Genomic DNA, 16,746 nt, shown 5'->3' with positions numbered 1-16,746 from the left:
CAGGTACGTCTGGTGGCTGGCGCCCCGCTCAATGCGCGGCGCACGGTGGCGGTGGGCGAGCTGGGCAAGCTGGGCGGCGACACCCTGGAATACCTCCAGGCGTGCGCCGGGCCTCGTGCTGACGCGCGGCGGCGGGGGAGAGCTGCTGAGCCGGACGGACGCGCCGGTCGGCGCCGGGGTGTCGTCGAGCGCGGCGGTCACGGTGGCCGCGTCGGCGGCCCTGCTGACGGCGGCCGAGGGCGCGGTGCCCGGCGTGCAGCGCCTCACCGAGCTTGCCTACCAGGCTGAGCGAAGTGTCGGCTCCGGCGCGGGCTGGATGGACTTCCTGGCCTGCGCGTACGGCGGGCTGCGCCGTATCGAGGCGTCCACCCCGCCGACCACGAAGCACCTCGCCGCGACCCTCGGCACGTCGGTCGTGCTGATCGACACCCGGGAACGGCGGGCGACGGCGCGCGTGCTGGTGAACAAGCGCGAGCGGCTGGCCGCGGGAGCCGTGCATCATCGCCTACCGCGACCAGGCCCCGCTGATCGTCGAAGAGGTCACCGCCGCCACGGCGGCGCCGCCCATCGACCTCCCCAACTGGGGGACCTGATCAACCGGGGCCAGGAGTTGCTGCGCCACTACATGAAGTGCTCCACCCCGCTGATCGACCGGTGCGTGGCCGCGTGCATGACGGCAGGCGCCTACGGGGCCAAACTCACCGGTTCCGGGCATGGGGGGTGCCTATTCGCTCTGGTGCCGCCCGAGCGAATATCGGCCGTGGTGGACGCCGTGGCCGGGTTGCCCGTGCGGCCTCTGGTGTTGGATGACACCGATTCCAAGGGTGTGCTGTGCACCCGGCTCACCTGAGCGCCCACACGTGGAGGACGAACGGTTCATGCGGGACCTGACCGGCCTGATCAAGGCATACGACATTCGCGGTACTGTCCCCGACCAGCTCGACGCCGACCTGGCGCGGGAGATCGGTGCCGCGTTCGCGCACATCACCGGCACGGACAAGATCACAATCGGGCAGGACATGCGCCAGTCGTCCCCCGAGTTGGCCAACGCGTTCGCGGCCGGGGCCAACAGCCGGGGCAGCGACGTGACGTTGATCGGCCTGGCGTCCACCGACTTGCTGTACTTCGCTTCCGGCACGCTCGACGTGCCCGGTGCGATGATCACCGCGAGCCACAACCCGGCCGGCTACAACGGAATCAAGCTCTGCCGGGCAGGCGCGGCCCCAGTTGGCCAGGACACCGGTCTGGCAGAGATCCGCGATCTGCTGGAGTCGGGTTTGCCCGCTTACGACGGGCCGTCCGGCACCACGCGGACCGAGGACATGCTCCAGCCGTACGCCGACTACCTCCACACGCTGGTCGACCTGACCGGTGGCCGGCCGCTGAGAATCGTGGTCGACGCCGGCAACGGCATGGCTGGCCACACAGCGCCGGCCGTGCTCACCCACCCATCGTTCGAGATCGTGCCGCTGTACTTCGAGCTGGATGGCACGTTCCCCAACCACGAGACCAACCCGCTGGAGCCGGCCAACCTGGTCGACCTGTGCGCCGCCGTGCGCGAGCACCAAGCCGACATCGGGCTGGCCTTCGACGGCGACGCCGACCGGTGTTTCTTCGTCGACGAGCACGGCGACCCGGTGTCCCCGAGCGCGATCATCGGGCTGATCGCCACCCGCGAGCTGGAGCGTCACCCGGGCTCGGCGATCGTCTACAACGTGATCACCAGCAAGGCGGCGGCAGAGATCGTCTCCGAGCACGGTGGCACGCCGGTCCGGGCGCGGGTCGGGCACTCCTTCATCAAGGGCGTGATGGCCGAGCAGAACGCGGTATTCGGCGGCGAGCACTCCGGCCACTACTACTTCCGCGAGTTCTGGCGCGCGGACACCGGCATGCTGGCCGCACTGCATGTGCTTGCCGCCCTCGGCGAAACTGAGGAGCCGCTGTCCACGCTGTCCGCCCGATACGTGCGCTACGCCGCGTCCGGGGAGATCAACCGCACCATCACGGACGTTCCCGCCACCCTGAGCCGGGTGGAAGCCCACTTCACCTCCGGCGGTGCCACCGCTGACCGGCTCGACGGCCTCACCATCACCCTGCCCGACGGCGCCTGGTTCAACTTGCGCCCCTCGAACACCGAACCCCTACTCCGGCTCAACGTCGAGGCGCCCGACGAGCCCAGCATGACCCACGTCCGCGACGCCGTACTGGCACTGCTTGGCGCCTAATCCAGCGAGCACGCCGACCTGACCTGACAGGTCGGCACTCGCCTGTCGCCTGATCCGTGCAGGTCAGCATCACCGCAATCCGCACCATGCCCACCGCACAACAAACGACCGGCGGCTGTGACGCGCGAACGTTGAGACCACAGGCCGCCCGCACGGGCGGCCTTCGTTGTGTCCGGGCCTCCACGCGCGGGCGGAAGACCGCGAAGGCCGGCCAGTGCGATCGCGACGGCCGCGGTGGCCTCGGCCTGGAACTTGCCGACCCCGGCGCAGCCCGTGCTCGGCCGGAACTCCTCCTCGTAGGAGTAGGGCAGCGAGCACGAGGAACGCCTGGATCAGGCGGATCAGGGGGCCATCGTGTTGCACGCCGGCCACGACCGGGCCGTCCCATCGGCCGGTTGGTCGCGGGTCGCCCGTTCGTGTGCGGGGGCCGACCCGACCGGCCGATTCCCGTCCGTGCACGTGGCCCTAGACTGGTCACATGCGCAACGTCACGAGTCTCAACTGGTGGGCCGCCGACCGGCGGCTGTGACGCGCACGCATTGAGACCACAGGCCGCCCGCACGGGCGGCCTTCGTTGTGTCCGGGGCCTCCACGCGCGGGCGGAAGACCGCGAAGGAGAGACCGATGCCCCGCCTGTCCGCGATCACCCCGTCCGGGCCCGCCACTCTCGGCAACTACCTCGGCGCCATCCGCCGGTGGGCGCGCGAGGGTCGCCCCGGCGACCTGTACTTCGTCAGCGACCTGCACGGCATGACCACGCCCTACCACCCGCAACGTCTGCGGGCCCGGTCCCGGGAGATGCTCGCGCTGCTGGTCGCGGCCGGGATCGAGCCGGAGCAGGTCTTCGTGCAGTCCGACCTGCTGCCCCAGCTCGGGCCGCTGACGTGGGTGCTGGAGTGTTCGTGCTCGTTCGGCGAGGCGGCCAGGATGACGCAGTTCAAGGAGAAGAGCGCCGCCAGGGAGCTCGCGGCCACGCCGGTGCGGGTGGGGCTGTTCACCTATCCGGTGCTCATGGCCGCGGACATCCTGCTGCAGGGCGCCGACGAGGTGCCGGTCGGCGACGACCAGGCGCAGCACGTCGAGTTGGCGCGCGCGCTCGCCCGGCGGTTCAACGGCGCGTACGGCGAGGCGTTCGTCGTGCCCGAGGCGGTGACGCCGCCGGCCGCCGCGCGGGTGCGGGACCTGTCCGACCCGTCGCGCAAGATGGACAAGTCGGCGCGCGACTCGGCCGGCGTGCTGTTCGTCATGGACGACCCGGACCTGCTGGCACGCAAGGTGCGACGCGCGGTCACCGACGGGCTCGGGCGGCTGGAGTACCGGCCGGACGAGCAGCCGGGGCTCGCCAACCTGCTCGAGATCCTGGCCGCGTGCACGGGGCAGCCGGTGCGCGCCGTGGCGGCCGGGTTCAGCGCGTACGGCGAGGTCAAGAAGGCCGTCACCGAGGCGGTGATCGACGAGCTGCGCCCCTTGCGCGAGCGGATGCGTGGGCTGCTCGAGGACACCACGGAGCTGGACCGGATCCGCAAGCGGGGCGCCATGGTCGCCACCGACCGCGGCGCGCACCGGCTGGCGACCGCGCTACGGCTGGCAGGTGTGGGTTGACCGAGCGGGCCGGCCGGCCGGCTGGATGAGCCGGCGCAGGGCCGGGAGCAGGACCCGGTCGGCCGGCAGCCACTCGACGGTGCCCAACCGGCCCGCGGTGAGCCAGCGCAGCGCCTGGTGGTCGTGCGGGTGCGGTACCGCGCCGGGCTCGGTGAGCTCGGCGCGGTACACGCGCAGCAGCATGTCCTCGGACAGCGCGACGTCCGGCCCGATCGCCGCGCCGACCCGGACGTCGACGCCGAGCTCCTCGGCGCACTCCCTGCGCGCGGCGTCCACATCGGACTCGGCGGGCTCGACCCGGCCGCCGGGCAGCTCCCAGCGGCCGGCGGCCGCGGCCGGGTAGGCGCGCTGCTGGGCGAGCACCGTACGCCCGCGGACGATCGCGGTGCCGACCACGACCTTCGCCAGCGCCAACGCCTCCGCCCGGGCCCCGATCCGGTCCACGGTGGAGGTGAGGAGCCCGAGCAGCGGCCGGCGCAACGCGATGCCGGGCCACGCCGCCCGCGCCGCGGCGGTGGCCGTCACCAGTGTCCCGGCGGCGGTGGGCGCGAGCCGGACCCGCAGCTCGAAGGTGGCCGGCGGCCCGGCCACGAGCACGAGCCGCAGCCCGTCCACAGTGGTCTCGGCGACCCGGAACCGGCCGCGGGACACGGCGATCTCGTCGCCGGGCGCGAGCACGCCGGTGCCGCCGAACAGCGTGCGCTCGGTCAACGTCGCCGACACCACCCGGTGCGGGGCGTCGACCAGCAGGGTGGTGCGCAGCAGGGTCACGTCGTGAGCGCCCACCAGCGCACCTGGAACCTGGCGCCGCCCTCCGGCGACTCGCCGACGGCCACCGACCCGCCCCGGCGCCGCACGACCTCCGCCACCAGCGCGAGCCCCAGCCCCGAGCCGCCCGAGGTCCGGGCCCGGTCGTCCTGCACCCGGTAGAACCGGTCGAACACCCGCTCCCGGTGCTCCTGCGCCACCCCGTGCCCGTCGTCGTCCACCAGCAGCCACACCGTCGACGCGCGCGGCAGCACGGTGACCGTGACCTGCGCCCGCGCGTGCCGGACGGCGTTGCGCAGCAGGTTGTCCAGCACCAGGTCCACCTCGGCCGGCGCGGCCTGCACCCAGCACGCGCCACTCGGCGTGGTCACCGCGACCACCGGGCCGCCGTCGCGCTGCCGGTCGACCGCCTCCCTGGCCGCGGTCACGACGTCGACCGGCTCGGCGGGCGGCAGCTCACCGGCGTCCGAGCGGGCCAGCGTCAGCAGGCCCTCGACCAAGGTGGACAGTCGCTCGGACTCGTGCACGACCTCCGTCAGCACCTCGTGCGCGAAGTCGGGATCGGGGTTGACCACCGCCACCTCGGCCTGCACCCGGATCGACGCCACCGGCGAGCGCAGCTCGTGCGCCGCGTCCCCGGTGAACCGGCGCAGCCGCTCGCTCGCGTCGTCCCGCCTGGCCAGCAGCCCGTTCAACGCGGCGGCCAGCGAGCGCAGCTCGTCGTGCGCGGTCGGCAGCGGCAGCCGGCGGCCGGGGGGGAGCCTGGTCGCCGCGCCGCGCAGCCGCTCGACCGGCCGCAGCGAGGAGCGCACCGCGAGCCAGGTCGCGACGCCCGCCGCCGCCGAGCCGATGATCGCCGCCACCACGAGCCAGTTCAGCGCGCTGTGCTGGGCGGCGACGTACCCGGTGAGCGTGGTGCCGACGACCACCAGCCGCTGCGACCCGTCCGGCGCGGACGCGACAGTGCCCAGCCAGCGCAGCGGCGGGTTCTCGCTCTGGTCGAGCATCGGCGTGCCCGCCTTGAGCGTGCGGATGTCCCCCGGGTCGAGCGGTGGTGGCGGGCCGCCGTCGACCGGCGTGCCGGCGGTGTCCAGCACCCGTGCCCGCACGCCGACCGCGCTGTCGTCCGGCTCGGTGCCGGCGCGCACGTGCGAGACCGCCTCGTCGAGGATGGTCTGCAGCTGCTCGTCCGCGGAGTCGACCAGCAGCGGCCCGATGCCCCGGCTCGTCTGGACGGCGAGCAGCAGCAGCACGACCAGGGTCACCACGGTCGCGACGCTCGTTATCCGGAACCGCAGTGTCCGCCGCAGCCACAGTCGCCCGACGATCCGCCCGAGCGCACCCCTCAACGGCCGCGCCCGGGTTCCAGCACCGCGTCCAGCTCAGTGCTCGACGCCACATATCCGTGTCCACGCACGGTACGCACGATCCCACCCGCGCCCGCCGCGGCCAACTTCCGGCGCAGATATCCGACGTACACCTCGACCGCGTTGCGCGTGGCGGCGAGCTCGTCGCCCCACACGGTGCGCAGGAGCTCGTCCTTCGTGACGACCGCGCCCGCGCGGCTGGCCAGCACCTCGAGCACCGCGAACTCCCGCGGCGAGAGCGGCACGACCACCCCGGCGAACCGCACCTCACGCATCGCCCGGTCGACCAGCAGCTCGCCCACCCGCAGCCGACGCTCGGCCCCGTCGCCCACGCCGCGCCGCAGCACCGCACGCACCTGCGCGACGAGCACCACGAACGAGAACGGCTTCACCAGGTAGCCGTCCGCCCCCAGGTCGAGGCCGTCGGCCTGGTCGATCTCGCCGTCCTTGGCCGACACCAGCAGCACCGGGGTGCTCACCCCCTCGGCGCGCAGCGCCTGGAGCACCCGGTAGCCGGAGAGCCCCGGCAACATGATGTCGAGCAGGATCACGTCGAACGCCCCGGTGCGGGCGATGTCCAGCGCGGACGGCCCGTCCCCCGCGACGACGACCTCCATGCCCTCGGCCCCCAGCCCGCGCTGCAGCGCCCTACGCACACCGAGCTCGTCGTCCACCACCAGCACCCGCGGCTTCATGCGCCCAGCATGCCGCTAACGAGGGACACGATGCGCCGGCTCTCAGCAGTCTCTCAGTGTTGAGTGGTTCGCTTCGCTTCTCCGCTACTCGCCGTCTTCCTCCGTGCGCTGCTTCGGCGCTGGCGCGCCTGTGCTGCTCCTACGTCCAGACGGCGAACGCTCCGGCACTCTCGCTCACGGCTGCGGGAACCACTCTCAGCGTCATCTCAGTCGCGGTGAGGCAATGTGACTGTCACGGGAACGTCATGGAGCTGACCAAAGGGGTGCGTGATGAATTCCAAGAAGACCGCGCTGTCGTTCGCGGCGGTGGGTACCGCCGCGGGCGTGGCCGGCCTGGTGCTGCTGGCGTCGCCGGCCGGGGCCGGAGAGGCGCCGCCCGCGTTGCCGCCGATCAGTGCGGACGCTCTGGTCGAGTCGGTGCTGAGCACCGAGGTGCCGGCGCTCGGTGGCTCCGTCGAGCTGCGGAACAACCTCGGCCTGCCCATCCCGGGCCTGCCGACGTCCATGGGCGGCGGCGACGCCGTCCGGGTCTTCGCCGACGGTGAGGGTCGGGGCCGGATCTCGATACCCGGCCGCGGCGGCGAGACCACGGTCGTCGACGACGGCTCGACGGTGTGGGTCTGGAGCTCCCAGGACAAGACCGTCCAGAAGGTGCCGCACGGCGCGGACCAGGACAAGGCGACCCCGCTCGAGGGCAAGTTCGCCGACCCGGCCACCGCCGCCCGCGACCTGGTCAACGCGATGCGGGCGGACAGCACGGTCGACGTCGACGGCACCGCCCGCGTCGCCGGCCGGCCGGTCTACCAGCTGGTGCTCGCGCCCAAGCCCACCGAGCGCACGCTGCTGCGCGAGATCCGCGTGTCGGTCGACTCCGAGACCCGGGTGCCGCTGCGGCTCGAGGTGCTGGCCAACGGCCAGGCCGACCCGGCGCTCGAGGTCGGCTTCACCGAGTTCAGCGACGGCCCGCAGGACGCGAACCTGTTCCGGTTCAGCCCGCCCGCGGGTGCCACGGTCACCGAGCACGACCCGAACGAGGAGTTCAAGGGCCAGTCCCCGGACGAGCTGTTCTCCCAGCTCGACGGCCAGACCGTGGGCGAGGGTTGGGACACGGTGCTCACCGGCAAGCTGCCGGAGGGTGCGCTGGCCATGTCGGGCGGCAGCGGCAACGGCGACGCGACCGCGCTGCTGAGCCGGTTCGCCAAGCAGGTGCACGGCGACTTCGGCACCGGCTGGGTCATCAGCGCCAAGGTCGGTACCGCACTGATCACCGAGGACGGCCGGGTGGCGATCGGCGCCGTGCCGCAGCAGGTGCTCACCGAGGCACTCGGCAAGTGACTACCGTGACCGGCATGGTGATCGGGGATCCGGAGGCCCCCGCGGCGACCGCCGCGGGGGCTCCCGCCCGGCTGGCCGCCCGCACGCGCAACCTGCGCAAGGTGTACGGCCGGACGGTCGCGGTCGACCACGTCGACCTCGACGTGCCGGTCGGGTCGGTGCTGGGCATGTTGGGGCCCAACGGCTCCGGCAAGACCACCACGATCCGGATGCTGCTCGGCCTGGTCACGCCCACCGCCGGTGCGGTCGAGCTGCTCGGCCACCAGCTCCCCGGCGGCCTCGGCTATGCGCTGCCCGAGGTGGGCGCGCTGGTCGAGAGTCCGGGCTTCCACCCGTTCCTGTCCGGTCGGGAGAACCTCATGCGCTGCGCGGCCGCCGAGCCGCACCTGGCCACCCGCGACATCGCCCGCGCGGTCGCCGCCGCGCTGGAGCGGGTCGGGCTCGCCGCCGCGGCCGGTCGCCGCTACCGCGGCTACTCGCTGGGCATGAAGCAGCGCCTGGGCCTGGCCGCCGCGCTCCTGCTGCCGCGCAAGCTCGTGGTGCTCGACGAGCCGACCAACGGGCTCGACCCGGCCGGCACCCGGGAGGTCCGCGCGGTCATCGCCGACCTCCACGCGTCCGGCACCACGGTGCTGGTGTCCTCGCACCTCCTGACCGAGGTGGAGGCCACCTGCACGCACGTCGCCGTGCTGCACCAGGGATCGGTCGTGGCGCAGGGCGAGCTCACCGAGCTGCTGGAGGCCGGCGACGCCGGCCTGCTGGTCGCCACCCCGGACGTCACCGTCGCGGTGAACGCCTTGCGCGACAACCGGGTGCCCGCCAGGGCCACCCCCGACGGCGTGCACGTGGACCTCACCGCGACCACGGCCCCGGAGGTCGTCGCGACCCTCGTCCGGGCCGACGTGGCGGTCCACGAGGTCCGCCGCCAGCGCACCGGCCTGGAGGACCTGTTCGCCCGGCTGACGGAGGCCGAGTCCACCGAGGCCCGCCTGTCCGACGTGGACCACCGCGAGCTCCTGGCCGAGGAGTCCCGATGACCGCCGTCGCCGTGCCCGTGGCCCGGGCCGTGACCAGGACGACGGCGCCGATCTCGCGGCTGCTGCGGGCCGAGCTGCGGTTCATGCTGCGCCGCCCGCGCACGTTGATCGCGCTGGGGCTGGTCGCCCTGGTGCCGGTGGTCGCCGGCATCGGTATCTCGGTGGCCTCCACCGCCGCGCCGGCCGGACCGGGCCAGGAGTTCCAGGGCGTGGCCTCGATCGTCGCCGACAACGGGATGATCCTGCCGGTGTTCACGCTGCTGCTGTCGGTGGTCATGCTGCTGCCGATGCTCGGCACGATGTGGTCGGCCGACACCCTCGCGGGCGAGGCGGCCACGGGCGGCCTGCGCAACCTGCTGCTGGCGCCGGTCGGCCGGGCCCGGCTGCTCGCGGTGAAGGCCTTCGGTGTCGCGGTGCTCTGCCTGCTGGCGGTCACCGTGCTGGCGGTGGTCGGGGTGGTCGCGGGGATGACGATCCTCGGCGGCGACGGCATGCTGACGATGTCCGGCACGACGCTGCCGTTCGGGCAGGCGCTCGGCCGGGTCGCGCTGCTGGCGCTGCTCGTCACCATCCAGATGTGGGCGGTCGCCGCGGTCGCGCTCGCGATCTCGGCGTGCACCGACCACCCGCTGGTGGTGCTGGCCACGACGCTCGGCGGCATCATCGTGTTCACCGTGCTCGGCGCGATCTCCTCGCTGGACTGGCTGCACCCGGTCCTGATCACCAACGGCTGGGAGGCCCTCGCCGACGTGGCCCGCGACCCCATGCCCACCGACGCCATCACCGACGGTCTGCTCCGCGCCGCCTGCTACGTCGTGATCGGCTACTCGTTGGCCCTCGCCCGGCTGGTCACCCGGGACGGCTGATCAGGGCCGGCCGACCAGGGCGATGCCGTCCCGGTCCAGCGCGAGCGTGACCTCGTCGTCCGGGGTGTCGAGCACACCGGCCACGGCGTCGACCACCAGGCCGCTCTCGAGCCGGACCTGCAGGCGGACGTGGTCGCGGCGGTGGACCCGTTGCAGCACCTTGCCCTCGATGCCCGAGGTGGCGGGCCGCAACGCGGTGGGCCGCAGGCCCAGCCGCGCCGCACCGTCCGGGGCCCACGGCAGGGCCACCTCGCCCAGCTCGCAGCTCGCCCGTCCCTCGTGGACGGTCGCGGGGATGATCAGCCCGCAGCCCAGGAACCGGGCCGTCTCGTCGTCCACCGGCCGGCGCCAGACCTCCGTCGGCGGGCCCACCTGGTAGATCCGCCCCGCCCGCATCACCGCCACCCGGTCGGCCAGGGTGAACGCCTCGTCGTGGTCGTGGGTCACCACCAGCGCGGTGCTGCCGGCCAGGCGCAACACCCGCGCGAGGTCCATCGCCAACTGCTCGCGCAGCGCCCGGTCCAGCGCGGACAGCGGCTCGTCCAGCAGCAGGAGCCGAGGGCGCGGGGCCAACGCTCGCGCCAGCGCCACGCGTTGCTGCTCGCCGCCGGAGAGCTCGGTCACCTTGCGGGTCTCGTAGCCGGCCAGCCCGACCAGCTCCAGCAGCTCGGCCACCCGCTCCGGGGACCGGCCGAGGTGGCGCATCCGCAGGCCGAACGCCACGTTCCCGGCGACATCGCGGTGCGGGAACAGCTGGCCGTCCTGGAAGACCAGGCCGAACTCGCGCTTGTGCACCGGCACCCCGGCCAGGTCCCCGCCGTCCCAGCACACCCGCCCGGCCGCCGGCTCGAGCCCGGCCACCGCCCGCAGCAGGGTCGACTTCCCGCAGCCGGACGGGCCCAGCAGGGCGAGCACCTCGCCGTCCGCGACCGACAGGTCCACCTTGGACACCGCGGTCAGCTCGCCGTAGCGGACCGTCAGGCCGTGCACCGACAGTCGCGTGGTCGACCCAGCCATCAGAACTCCCCAACCCCGGACCGGCCCGGCACCGACTCCACCAGCGCGACCGCCGCGACGGTCACCACGATGAGCAACGTGCAGGCGGCGTAGGCCATCTGGTTGTTCAGCTCACCCGGCCGCGACAGCAGCCGCGCGATCGCCACCGGCAGCGTCGCGGTGTCCGGGCGCGCGAGGAAGCTCGTCGCGCCGAACTCGCCCAGCGCCACCACGTAGCCGAACGCGAACGCGGTCAGCAGCGACCGGCCGGCCAGCGGCACGTCGACCTCGCGCCACACCCGCCCCGGCGACGCGCCCAGCGAGGCCGCCGCCTGGCGCAGCCGGACGTCGATCGAGCGCAGCACCGGCAGCAGCATCCGGATCACCAGCGGCGTCACCACCAGCGCCTGCGCCAGCGGCACCAGCGCCGCGGACGTCCGGAGGTCGCCAGGCAACAGGTCCAACGTCACCAGGTAGCCGAAGCCCACCGTCACCGCGGACACCCCGAGCGGCAGCATCAGCGCGGTGTCCATCGTCTCGACGACGCCGCGCCGCACCCGGCCGCGCGACAGCGACACCAGCACCACGCTCGCCAGCGTCCCGAGCGTCACCGCCAGCACCGTCGCGTCCGTCGCCGCGCGCACCGAGTTCAGCGCCGCCTCCACACCGGACACCTGCAGCGAGCCGGCGTACCCCGTGCCGGTCAACGCCCGGTAGCCGGCGAGCCCGCCGGCGAAGGACCGCCCGACCAGCACCGTCACCGGCAGCAGGAGCAAGGCGACCACCGCGGCCGCGACCGCGGTGACCGTCCACTCGAGACCGCCGCTCGGCCGGCGGGCCACCGACGCACGACCGCGCAGCCGCAGCGCCGTCTCGCGGCGGCGCCGGGCCAGCGCCCCGACGGTCAGCGCCGCGACCACCGCGACGACCTGCAGCAACGACAGCGCGGCCGCGCCGGACAGGTCCAGCAGCTCGACCGTGCGCAGGTAGATCTCGGTCTCCAGGGTCCGGAACCGCGCCCCGCCGAGGATCAGCACCACCCCGAAGCTCGTGGCACAGAACAGGAACACGACCGCCGCGGCCGAGCCGACCGCCGGCGCCAGCGCGGGCAGCGTCACCGAGGTGAACGCCCGCGCGGGGGACGCGCCCAGCGACCGCGCCGCATCGGTCGCGCGCCGGTCGAGGTGCGACCACAGCCCGGCGACCGTGCGCGCCACCACCGCCACGTTGAAGAACGCGTTGGCCAGCACGATCGTGAACACCCCGCCGTCGGGCAGCAGCGTGCGGAACGCGAGCCCGACCACCACCGTCGGCAGCACGAACGGCACCAGGATCACCACGCGTACGAGACCCAGGCCCCGAAACGACGTCCGCGCCAGCAGGAACGCCACCGGCAGCCCGGCGACCAGCGCCAGCGCGGTCGACGCCGCCGCCTGCCCGACCGTGAACCCGACCAGCTGCCAGGTTTCCGCCCGCGCGAGCACGTCGACCACGCCGCCCTCGGCGAGGCCCAGGCGCAGGATCGCGACCACCGGCCACACGAAGAAGACCGCGAGGAACCCCAGCGGTACCAGCGCAACCAGCGCAGGCGCGAGGGCGTGTCTGACGGGTCCATGGCCGCGCGATTCGCGCCAAGCGCGGTCCCTGTCTGTGTCACGGCGTTGTCGGAAGGGCCAAGTACGTCCAGTACGAGGCCCTTCCTCCGCCTTGCCAGGAGCCACCTGGTTCACGAATCGCATCGACCGAGATCCGTCAGACACGCCCTAGCCCTGGACGAGACCGCGCCACTCGTCGATCCACCGCTCCCGGTTCTTGGCCACCTCGGCCGGCGGCAGCGAGGCGGACTTCTCCGGCAGCGGCGCCGCCTGCTGCCAGGCCTCGGGCAGCTGCACGCCCTCCCGCGCCGGGTAGACGTACATCTGGTCCGGCACCTCGGCCTGGAACTTCTCCGACAGCAGGAAGTCCAGCACCTTCCTCGCGTCGTCGGCGTGCGCGGCGCCGCTGAGCACGCCGGCGTACTCGACCTGGCGGAAGCAGGTGTCGAGCATGGCCTTGGTTCGGGGCTTGCCGTCGTCGCCGATCTCGGCGGACGGGGACGACGCGTAGGACACCACGATCGGCCGCGGGCCCTTGCCGGACGAGCCGGAGAACTGCTGGGTGTAGGCCTCCTCCCAGCCGCTGACCACCTGCATCCCGTTGCCCTTCAGCGCCATCCAGTACTCCCGCCAGCCGTCCTCGCCGAGCGCGGCGATCGTGCCCAGCAGGAAGGCGAGGCCGGGGGAGGACGTGGCCGGGTCCTCGACCACCAGCATGTCCCGGTACTCCTGCTTGGTGAGGTCGGCGTAGGTCGTCGGCTCCGGCAGGCCCCTGATGGCGAGCGCGGCCGGGTCGATGTTGACGCACACGTCGCCGACGTCGACCGCGGTCAGCCGGCCGGTGTCGTCGATGGCGTAACGCTGCGGGCCTTCGCCGGCCTCGGGGCTGCGGTACTCGGCGAACACGTCCTCGTCGAGCGCGCGCGAGGCGAACGTCGTGTCGATCCCGTAGGCGAGGTCGCCGATCGGGCTGTCCTTGGTGAGCACCAGCTGGTTGGTCAGCGCACCCGCGTCGCCGACCTTGCGGACGTCGATCGTGATGCCTGTCTCGCGCTTGAACTCGTCGAGCAGCTCCTTGCGGGCGGCGAACGAGTCGTGCGTGACCAGCACGACCTTCCTCGCGTCGCCGCCGTCGTCGTCGTCGTTGGTGAGCGAGCACCCGGTGAGCGACGCCGCCAGAGCGGCCGCCAGCAGAACTGCGGGGAGCTTGTGCATGTCGATCCTCCTCCCTGCGCCGGCATGACCCGGATCAGGTTCGACGGTCGAGGGCTCCGCGCCCTCCTCTCAGCCCGGCGGCACCGGACTCCCGTGAGAACGACGAGCCTACCGGTGCGGCTCGGGCGGGGAGGGGCCACCATGGTGGTATGCCCGAGTTGCTCAGAGACGAAGACAAGGGAAAGGCGCTCGGCCGCCTCACCGACTGGCGGCTGGACGAGGGTGCGCTTGCGCGCTCGGTCGAGCTGACGAGCTTCCCGCAGGCCATCCAGGTGGTGAACCGGGTGGCGGAGATCGCCGAGAACAACAACCACCACCCGGACATCGACATCCGCTGGCGGACGTTGACGTTCCGCTGCACGACCCACTCCGAGGGAGGCATCACCGCCTCCGACGTGTCCCTGGCCGAGGAGATCGACGGCGTCATCGACGCGATCGCGCCGCCGCCCGCGTAGGCATCAGCCGGCGTCAGCTCCGGAAGGGGCCGGTGACCTCGAAGGTCATGCCGCTGGTGGGCAGCCCGGACGTGCCGCGCTGGGAGGAGAAGTACAGGCGCGCGCCGTCCGGGCTGAAGGCCGGGCCGGTGATCTCCGAGTCGTCGTGGCCGTCGACCCGGACGAACGGGGCCACCACGCCATCGGGGGTGATCAGGCAGATTTCCAGGTTCCCGCCGTCCTCGGCCACGAACAGGTCGCCGCTCGCCGCGCCGGTCACGTTGTCCACTCCGGACAGTGGGGCGTCGGCCGCGTAGGTCAGGCCCAGCGTGCCCGCCGCCGCGTCGTGGTGCCACACGCGGTTGTCGCCCTTGGTGGTGAACCAGCACGTGCCGCCCGCGTAGTAGCAGCCCTCGCCGCCGTCGAACGGCTTCGCGCCGTCGACCTGGTAGCGGGTGGCCTCGTCGCCCGCGGCCGGGTCGGGCACCTCCGCCCAGGTCACCGGGCCCTCGGTCAGCTCCGGTGGGCCGACCATGATCTCCAGCCGGCCGGCGGACAGGTCCGGCCACGTCGCCGGGGTGAACCGGTAGAGGCCGCCGTCCGGCACGTCCTCGGTCAGGTAGACCACCTGCCGGTCGGCGTCGACCGCGCACGCCTCGTGCTTGAACACGCCCATCGCGGGCCGCACGACCGGCGCCGCGACGCCGAACGGGTCGGTCTCGTACACCTCGCCGCGGTCGACCTCCTCGCAGGAGAGCCAGGTCTGCCACGGCGTCGCCCCTCCGGCGCAGTTCACGTCCGTGCCGTCGAGGATCCGGTACGCGTCCACAACGGACCCGTCGGGTCCGAACCGGATCGCGCCGGCGCCGCCCAGCAGCGGCACCTCGCTGTTGGACACGTATACCCACCCGGCGCCGTCGGCGAAGCAGGCGCCGCCGTCCGGGGCGAGGTGCCACCGGTAGGCCGCGTCCCCGACCCGCTCGCCGGTGCGCGCCACGACCCGGCCGGTGAAACCTTGGGGGAGCGCCAGTCCGTTCCCGTCGGCGGGAAGGAGGGGACCGTAGGGTCCGTCACCCGGATCGGCCGTCGCCGAGAACGCCTCCAACCACGAGGCGCCACCGAACGCCGCCGCTGCCGCCCCGACCACCGACACCCGAAGAAAGCCGCGTCGCTCCATGCCCTGCAACGTAACGTGATCGGCCATGTCCGAACAGCGACCACCGACGTAGGCCGAACGGCCCAGCGAACGCTCAGGACAGGAGCAGCGCCGCGACCACCAACGCCAGCACGAGGGCGAGCACGGAGAGGACCGTCACCAGGCCCAGGCCGCGGGTCTTCTGCGGGGTGAACCCGATCGAGCCGCGCATGCCCATGGCCGCGGGCGCGCGGTAGTACAGGACGACGTGCTGCCCCGGGTGGACCGTGACCGCGTGCTCGGCCGGGCCGAACTCGCCGAGGTAGCGCGTGCTGACCCGCACGTGGTAGCTGCCGGCCGGCAGGTCGAGCGGCCACTGGCCCCACTTCGCGCGGATCGGCCGGCCGTCGACCTCGATCTTCGGCCCGGTGCGGGCCAGCATGAACGCGCCCGCTCCGTAGGCGCTGTCGACCACGAGCCGGCCGGCGGGAGGCGGCGCCTGGTAGCCGAAGGGCTGGGTCATGTGATCATTCTGGCCCGCGGTCACCGCCCCGGCGGCCCGAGGGTCGGCGGTCGGTCAGGGCCACGGTGGTCAGCGGGACCAGCCGCGGCCCGGGCTCGGCGCGCTCCACGACCATCTCGGCCTTGCGGCCGTTCGTCCGCAGCGTCGCGATCGCGTTGCCGAAGTACGGGCCGGACACCGTGCGCCACTCCACCGGCAGCGGGTCGATGTGCGGCGAGCGGAACATCAGCCGGCGCAGCACCGCCGCGAGCGGGCGCCACCACGCCATGACGAACAGCGGGCGCATGGACCTCTGGACCTTGTTGTGCACCGGCGAGCAGGTCAGCTGGAACACCGCGGCGTTGACCGGTTCCGGGAACGTGGCCCGGGCGGTGTAGACGTGGTGCACGTCGCCGGACAGGACGCGGCCGACATCCCCTCGCCGGCTCGGTGACGCCGCTCGCGGTCGCCCTGTGTCAATGGTCGCTCGCAAGCTCGCTCACGTCGGCGGCGTCGCCCTCGCGGCCGGCGGCGAGCACCTTGTCGTAGACCTCGTCCGCATCGAGGTCCTCGGGCGCGAGGTCGCCGATGTGCTGGTAGATCCAGTACGTGGCGAGCGCGCCCCGCTCGCGGTCCTGCCACCAGTCCGTCCTGGAGATCTCGTCCCGCCAGGTCTGCGAGGTGTTCCAGTCGTCCCGCACATCGTGGTCGTCGAAGATCATCGACGTCGGCACGGTCGACATCAGCCAGCGGACCAGCGGCGTGGACCACGACTCGGGGTAGAGCCGGGTGTACTCCTCGAATCCAAACATCCGCACGGCACCCGCACAGCGCGACGTTCCTTCCGGCCCAACGGGTTGCTCCGTTCGGCCCCGAGGTCCCGGACGCGCGTGCGGGTGGCGCGGCACCGATTGGCCCGTTCGGATCTAGCGGGTGAACGTGACGCGTGCCACGTTCGGCGGTAGCCCGTTTTG

At 73.2% G+C, this 16,746-nt stretch carries 17 protein-coding genes and 1 riboswitch; of the genes, 7 read left to right on the top strand and 10 right to left on the bottom strand.

Annotation, left to right across the window (positions count from 1 at the left end; genetic code table 11):
• The first annotated feature begins 115 nt into the window (after nucleotides 1–115).
• The 3 genes from GEV28_RS03395 to trpS all read left to right on the top strand — a co-directional run bounded on the left by GEV28_RS03395 (nucleotide 116) and on the right by trpS (nucleotide 3,827).
• Nucleotides 116–850, top strand: a complete 735-nt coding sequence (locus GEV28_RS03395) for a hypothetical protein (RefSeq protein WP_291408463.1) — start codon at nucleotides 116–118, stop codon at nucleotides 848–850.
• A 28-nt stretch (nucleotides 851–878) separates the two neighbouring features.
• Entirely contained in the window at nucleotides 879–2,225 is a 1,347-nt protein-coding gene (locus GEV28_RS03390; RefSeq protein WP_291408462.1) for a phosphomannomutase/phosphoglucomutase, read from the top strand.
• 624 nt (nucleotides 2,226–2,849) lie between these two features.
• A complete protein-coding gene (trpS, locus tag GEV28_RS03385) occupies nucleotides 2,850–3,827 on the top strand; it encodes a tryptophan--tRNA ligase (protein ID WP_291408461.1) in 978 nt (325 codons plus the stop codon).
• Here trpS and GEV28_RS03380 read toward each other — a convergent pair.
• Genes GEV28_RS03380 through GEV28_RS03370 form a run of 3 tightly spaced genes read right to left on the bottom strand, consistent with a single transcriptional unit; the run spans nucleotide 3,804 to nucleotide 6,657 of the window.
• The gene (locus GEV28_RS03380) at nucleotides 3,804–4,613 is read right to left on the bottom strand and encodes an NUDIX domain-containing protein (protein ID WP_291408459.1); all 810 of its coding nucleotides are present in this window, start codon (nucleotides 4,611–4,613) and stop codon (nucleotides 3,804–3,806) included. The two genes, trpS and GEV28_RS03380, sit on opposite strands and share 24 nt — an antisense overlap.
• Nucleotides 4,595–5,944 (bottom strand): HAMP domain-containing sensor histidine kinase, encoded by a 1,350-nt coding sequence (locus GEV28_RS03375; protein WP_291408457.1) that lies wholly within the window; start codon nucleotides 5,942–5,944, stop codon nucleotides 4,595–4,597. The genes GEV28_RS03380 and GEV28_RS03375 overlap by 19 nt, the downstream gene beginning before the upstream one ends.
• Complete coding sequence (locus GEV28_RS03370) at nucleotides 5,941–6,657, bottom strand: response regulator transcription factor (RefSeq protein WP_291408455.1); 717 nt, start codon at nucleotides 6,655–6,657, stop codon at nucleotides 5,941–5,943. Before GEV28_RS03370 ends, GEV28_RS03375 begins: the two co-directional genes overlap by 4 nt.
• Nucleotides 6,658–6,927: 270 nt before the next feature.
• Here GEV28_RS03370 and GEV28_RS03365 point away from each other — a divergent pair, with 270 nt between their 5' ends.
• From GEV28_RS03365 to GEV28_RS03355, 3 genes are read left to right on the top strand one after another with little or no spacing between them, the layout of a single operon-like run.
• Entirely contained in the window at nucleotides 6,928–7,992 is a 1,065-nt protein-coding gene (locus GEV28_RS03365) for an outer membrane lipoprotein carrier protein LolA (protein WP_291408453.1), read from the top strand.
• Between the two features lie 14 nt (nucleotides 7,993–8,006).
• Nucleotides 8,007–9,029 (top strand): ABC transporter ATP-binding protein, encoded by a 1,023-nt coding sequence (locus GEV28_RS03360; protein ID WP_291408451.1) that lies wholly within the window; start codon nucleotides 8,007–8,009, stop codon nucleotides 9,027–9,029.
• Nucleotides 9,026–9,895, top strand: a complete 870-nt coding sequence (locus tag GEV28_RS03355) for an ABC transporter permease subunit (protein ID WP_291408450.1) — start codon at nucleotides 9,026–9,028, stop codon at nucleotides 9,893–9,895. The genes GEV28_RS03360 and GEV28_RS03355 overlap by 4 nt, the downstream gene beginning before the upstream one ends.
• Here GEV28_RS03355 and GEV28_RS03350 read toward each other — a convergent pair whose 3' ends face one another.
• From GEV28_RS03350 to GEV28_RS03340, 3 genes are all read right to left on the bottom strand, one after another.
• Entirely contained in the window at nucleotides 9,896–10,912 is a 1,017-nt protein-coding gene (locus tag GEV28_RS03350) for an ABC transporter ATP-binding protein (protein ID WP_291408448.1), read from the bottom strand. It lies immediately after the preceding gene.
• On the bottom strand, nucleotides 10,912–12,465 hold the full coding sequence (locus GEV28_RS03345; RefSeq protein ID WP_291408575.1) for an iron ABC transporter permease: 1,554 nt from the start codon (nucleotides 12,463–12,465) through the stop codon (nucleotides 10,912–10,914). Before GEV28_RS03345 ends, GEV28_RS03350 begins: the two co-directional genes overlap by 1 nt.
• Nucleotides 12,466–12,654: 189 nt before the next feature.
• Nucleotides 12,655–13,701 (bottom strand): thiamine ABC transporter substrate binding subunit, encoded by a 1,047-nt coding sequence (locus GEV28_RS03340; RefSeq protein WP_291408445.1) that lies wholly within the window; start codon nucleotides 13,699–13,701, stop codon nucleotides 12,655–12,657.
• A riboswitch (TPP riboswitch) is annotated at nucleotides 13,695–13,806 on the bottom strand. (Overlaps the previous gene by 7 nt.)
• A 44-nt stretch (nucleotides 13,807–13,850) precedes the next feature.
• On the opposite strand from GEV28_RS03340, the gene GEV28_RS03335 reads away from it, so the two are divergent.
• Entirely contained in the window at nucleotides 13,851–14,156 is a 306-nt protein-coding gene (locus tag GEV28_RS03335) for a 4a-hydroxytetrahydrobiopterin dehydratase (protein ID WP_291408443.1), read from the top strand.
• Between the two features lie 13 nt (nucleotides 14,157–14,169).
• Here the strand turns inward: GEV28_RS03335 and GEV28_RS03330 are convergent, their stop codons facing one another.
• The 4 genes from GEV28_RS03330 to GEV28_RS03315 form a co-directional block, all read right to left on the bottom strand.
• On the bottom strand, nucleotides 14,170–15,312 hold the full coding sequence (locus tag GEV28_RS03330) for an alkaline phosphatase PhoX (protein ID WP_291408441.1): 1,143 nt from the start codon (nucleotides 15,310–15,312) through the stop codon (nucleotides 14,170–14,172).
• A gap of 73 nt (nucleotides 15,313–15,385) precedes the next feature.
• Nucleotides 15,386–15,793 (bottom strand): hypothetical protein, encoded by a 408-nt coding sequence (locus GEV28_RS03325; protein WP_291408439.1) that lies wholly within the window; start codon nucleotides 15,791–15,793, stop codon nucleotides 15,386–15,388.
• A 4-nt stretch (nucleotides 15,794–15,797) separates the two neighbouring features.
• Nucleotides 15,798–16,265, bottom strand: coding sequence for a hypothetical protein (locus tag GEV28_RS03320; protein WP_291408438.1), 468 nt, complete (start codon nucleotides 16,263–16,265; stop codon nucleotides 15,798–15,800).
• Nucleotides 16,249–16,590 carry a hypothetical protein gene (locus tag GEV28_RS03315; RefSeq protein ID WP_291408436.1) on the bottom strand — a complete coding sequence of 114 codons (342 nt, stop codon included), beginning with the start codon at nucleotides 16,588–16,590 and terminating at the stop codon, nucleotides 16,249–16,251. The genes GEV28_RS03320 and GEV28_RS03315 overlap by 17 nt, the downstream gene beginning before the upstream one ends.
• Nucleotides 16,591–16,746: the final 156 nt, after the last annotated feature.

Source organism: Actinophytocola sp. (genome assembly GCF_009379765.1).
Classification (GTDB): Bacteria; Actinomycetota; Actinomycetes; order Mycobacteriales; family Pseudonocardiaceae; genus Actinophytocola.
This window is presented reverse-complemented; position numbering and strand designations above follow the sequence as displayed.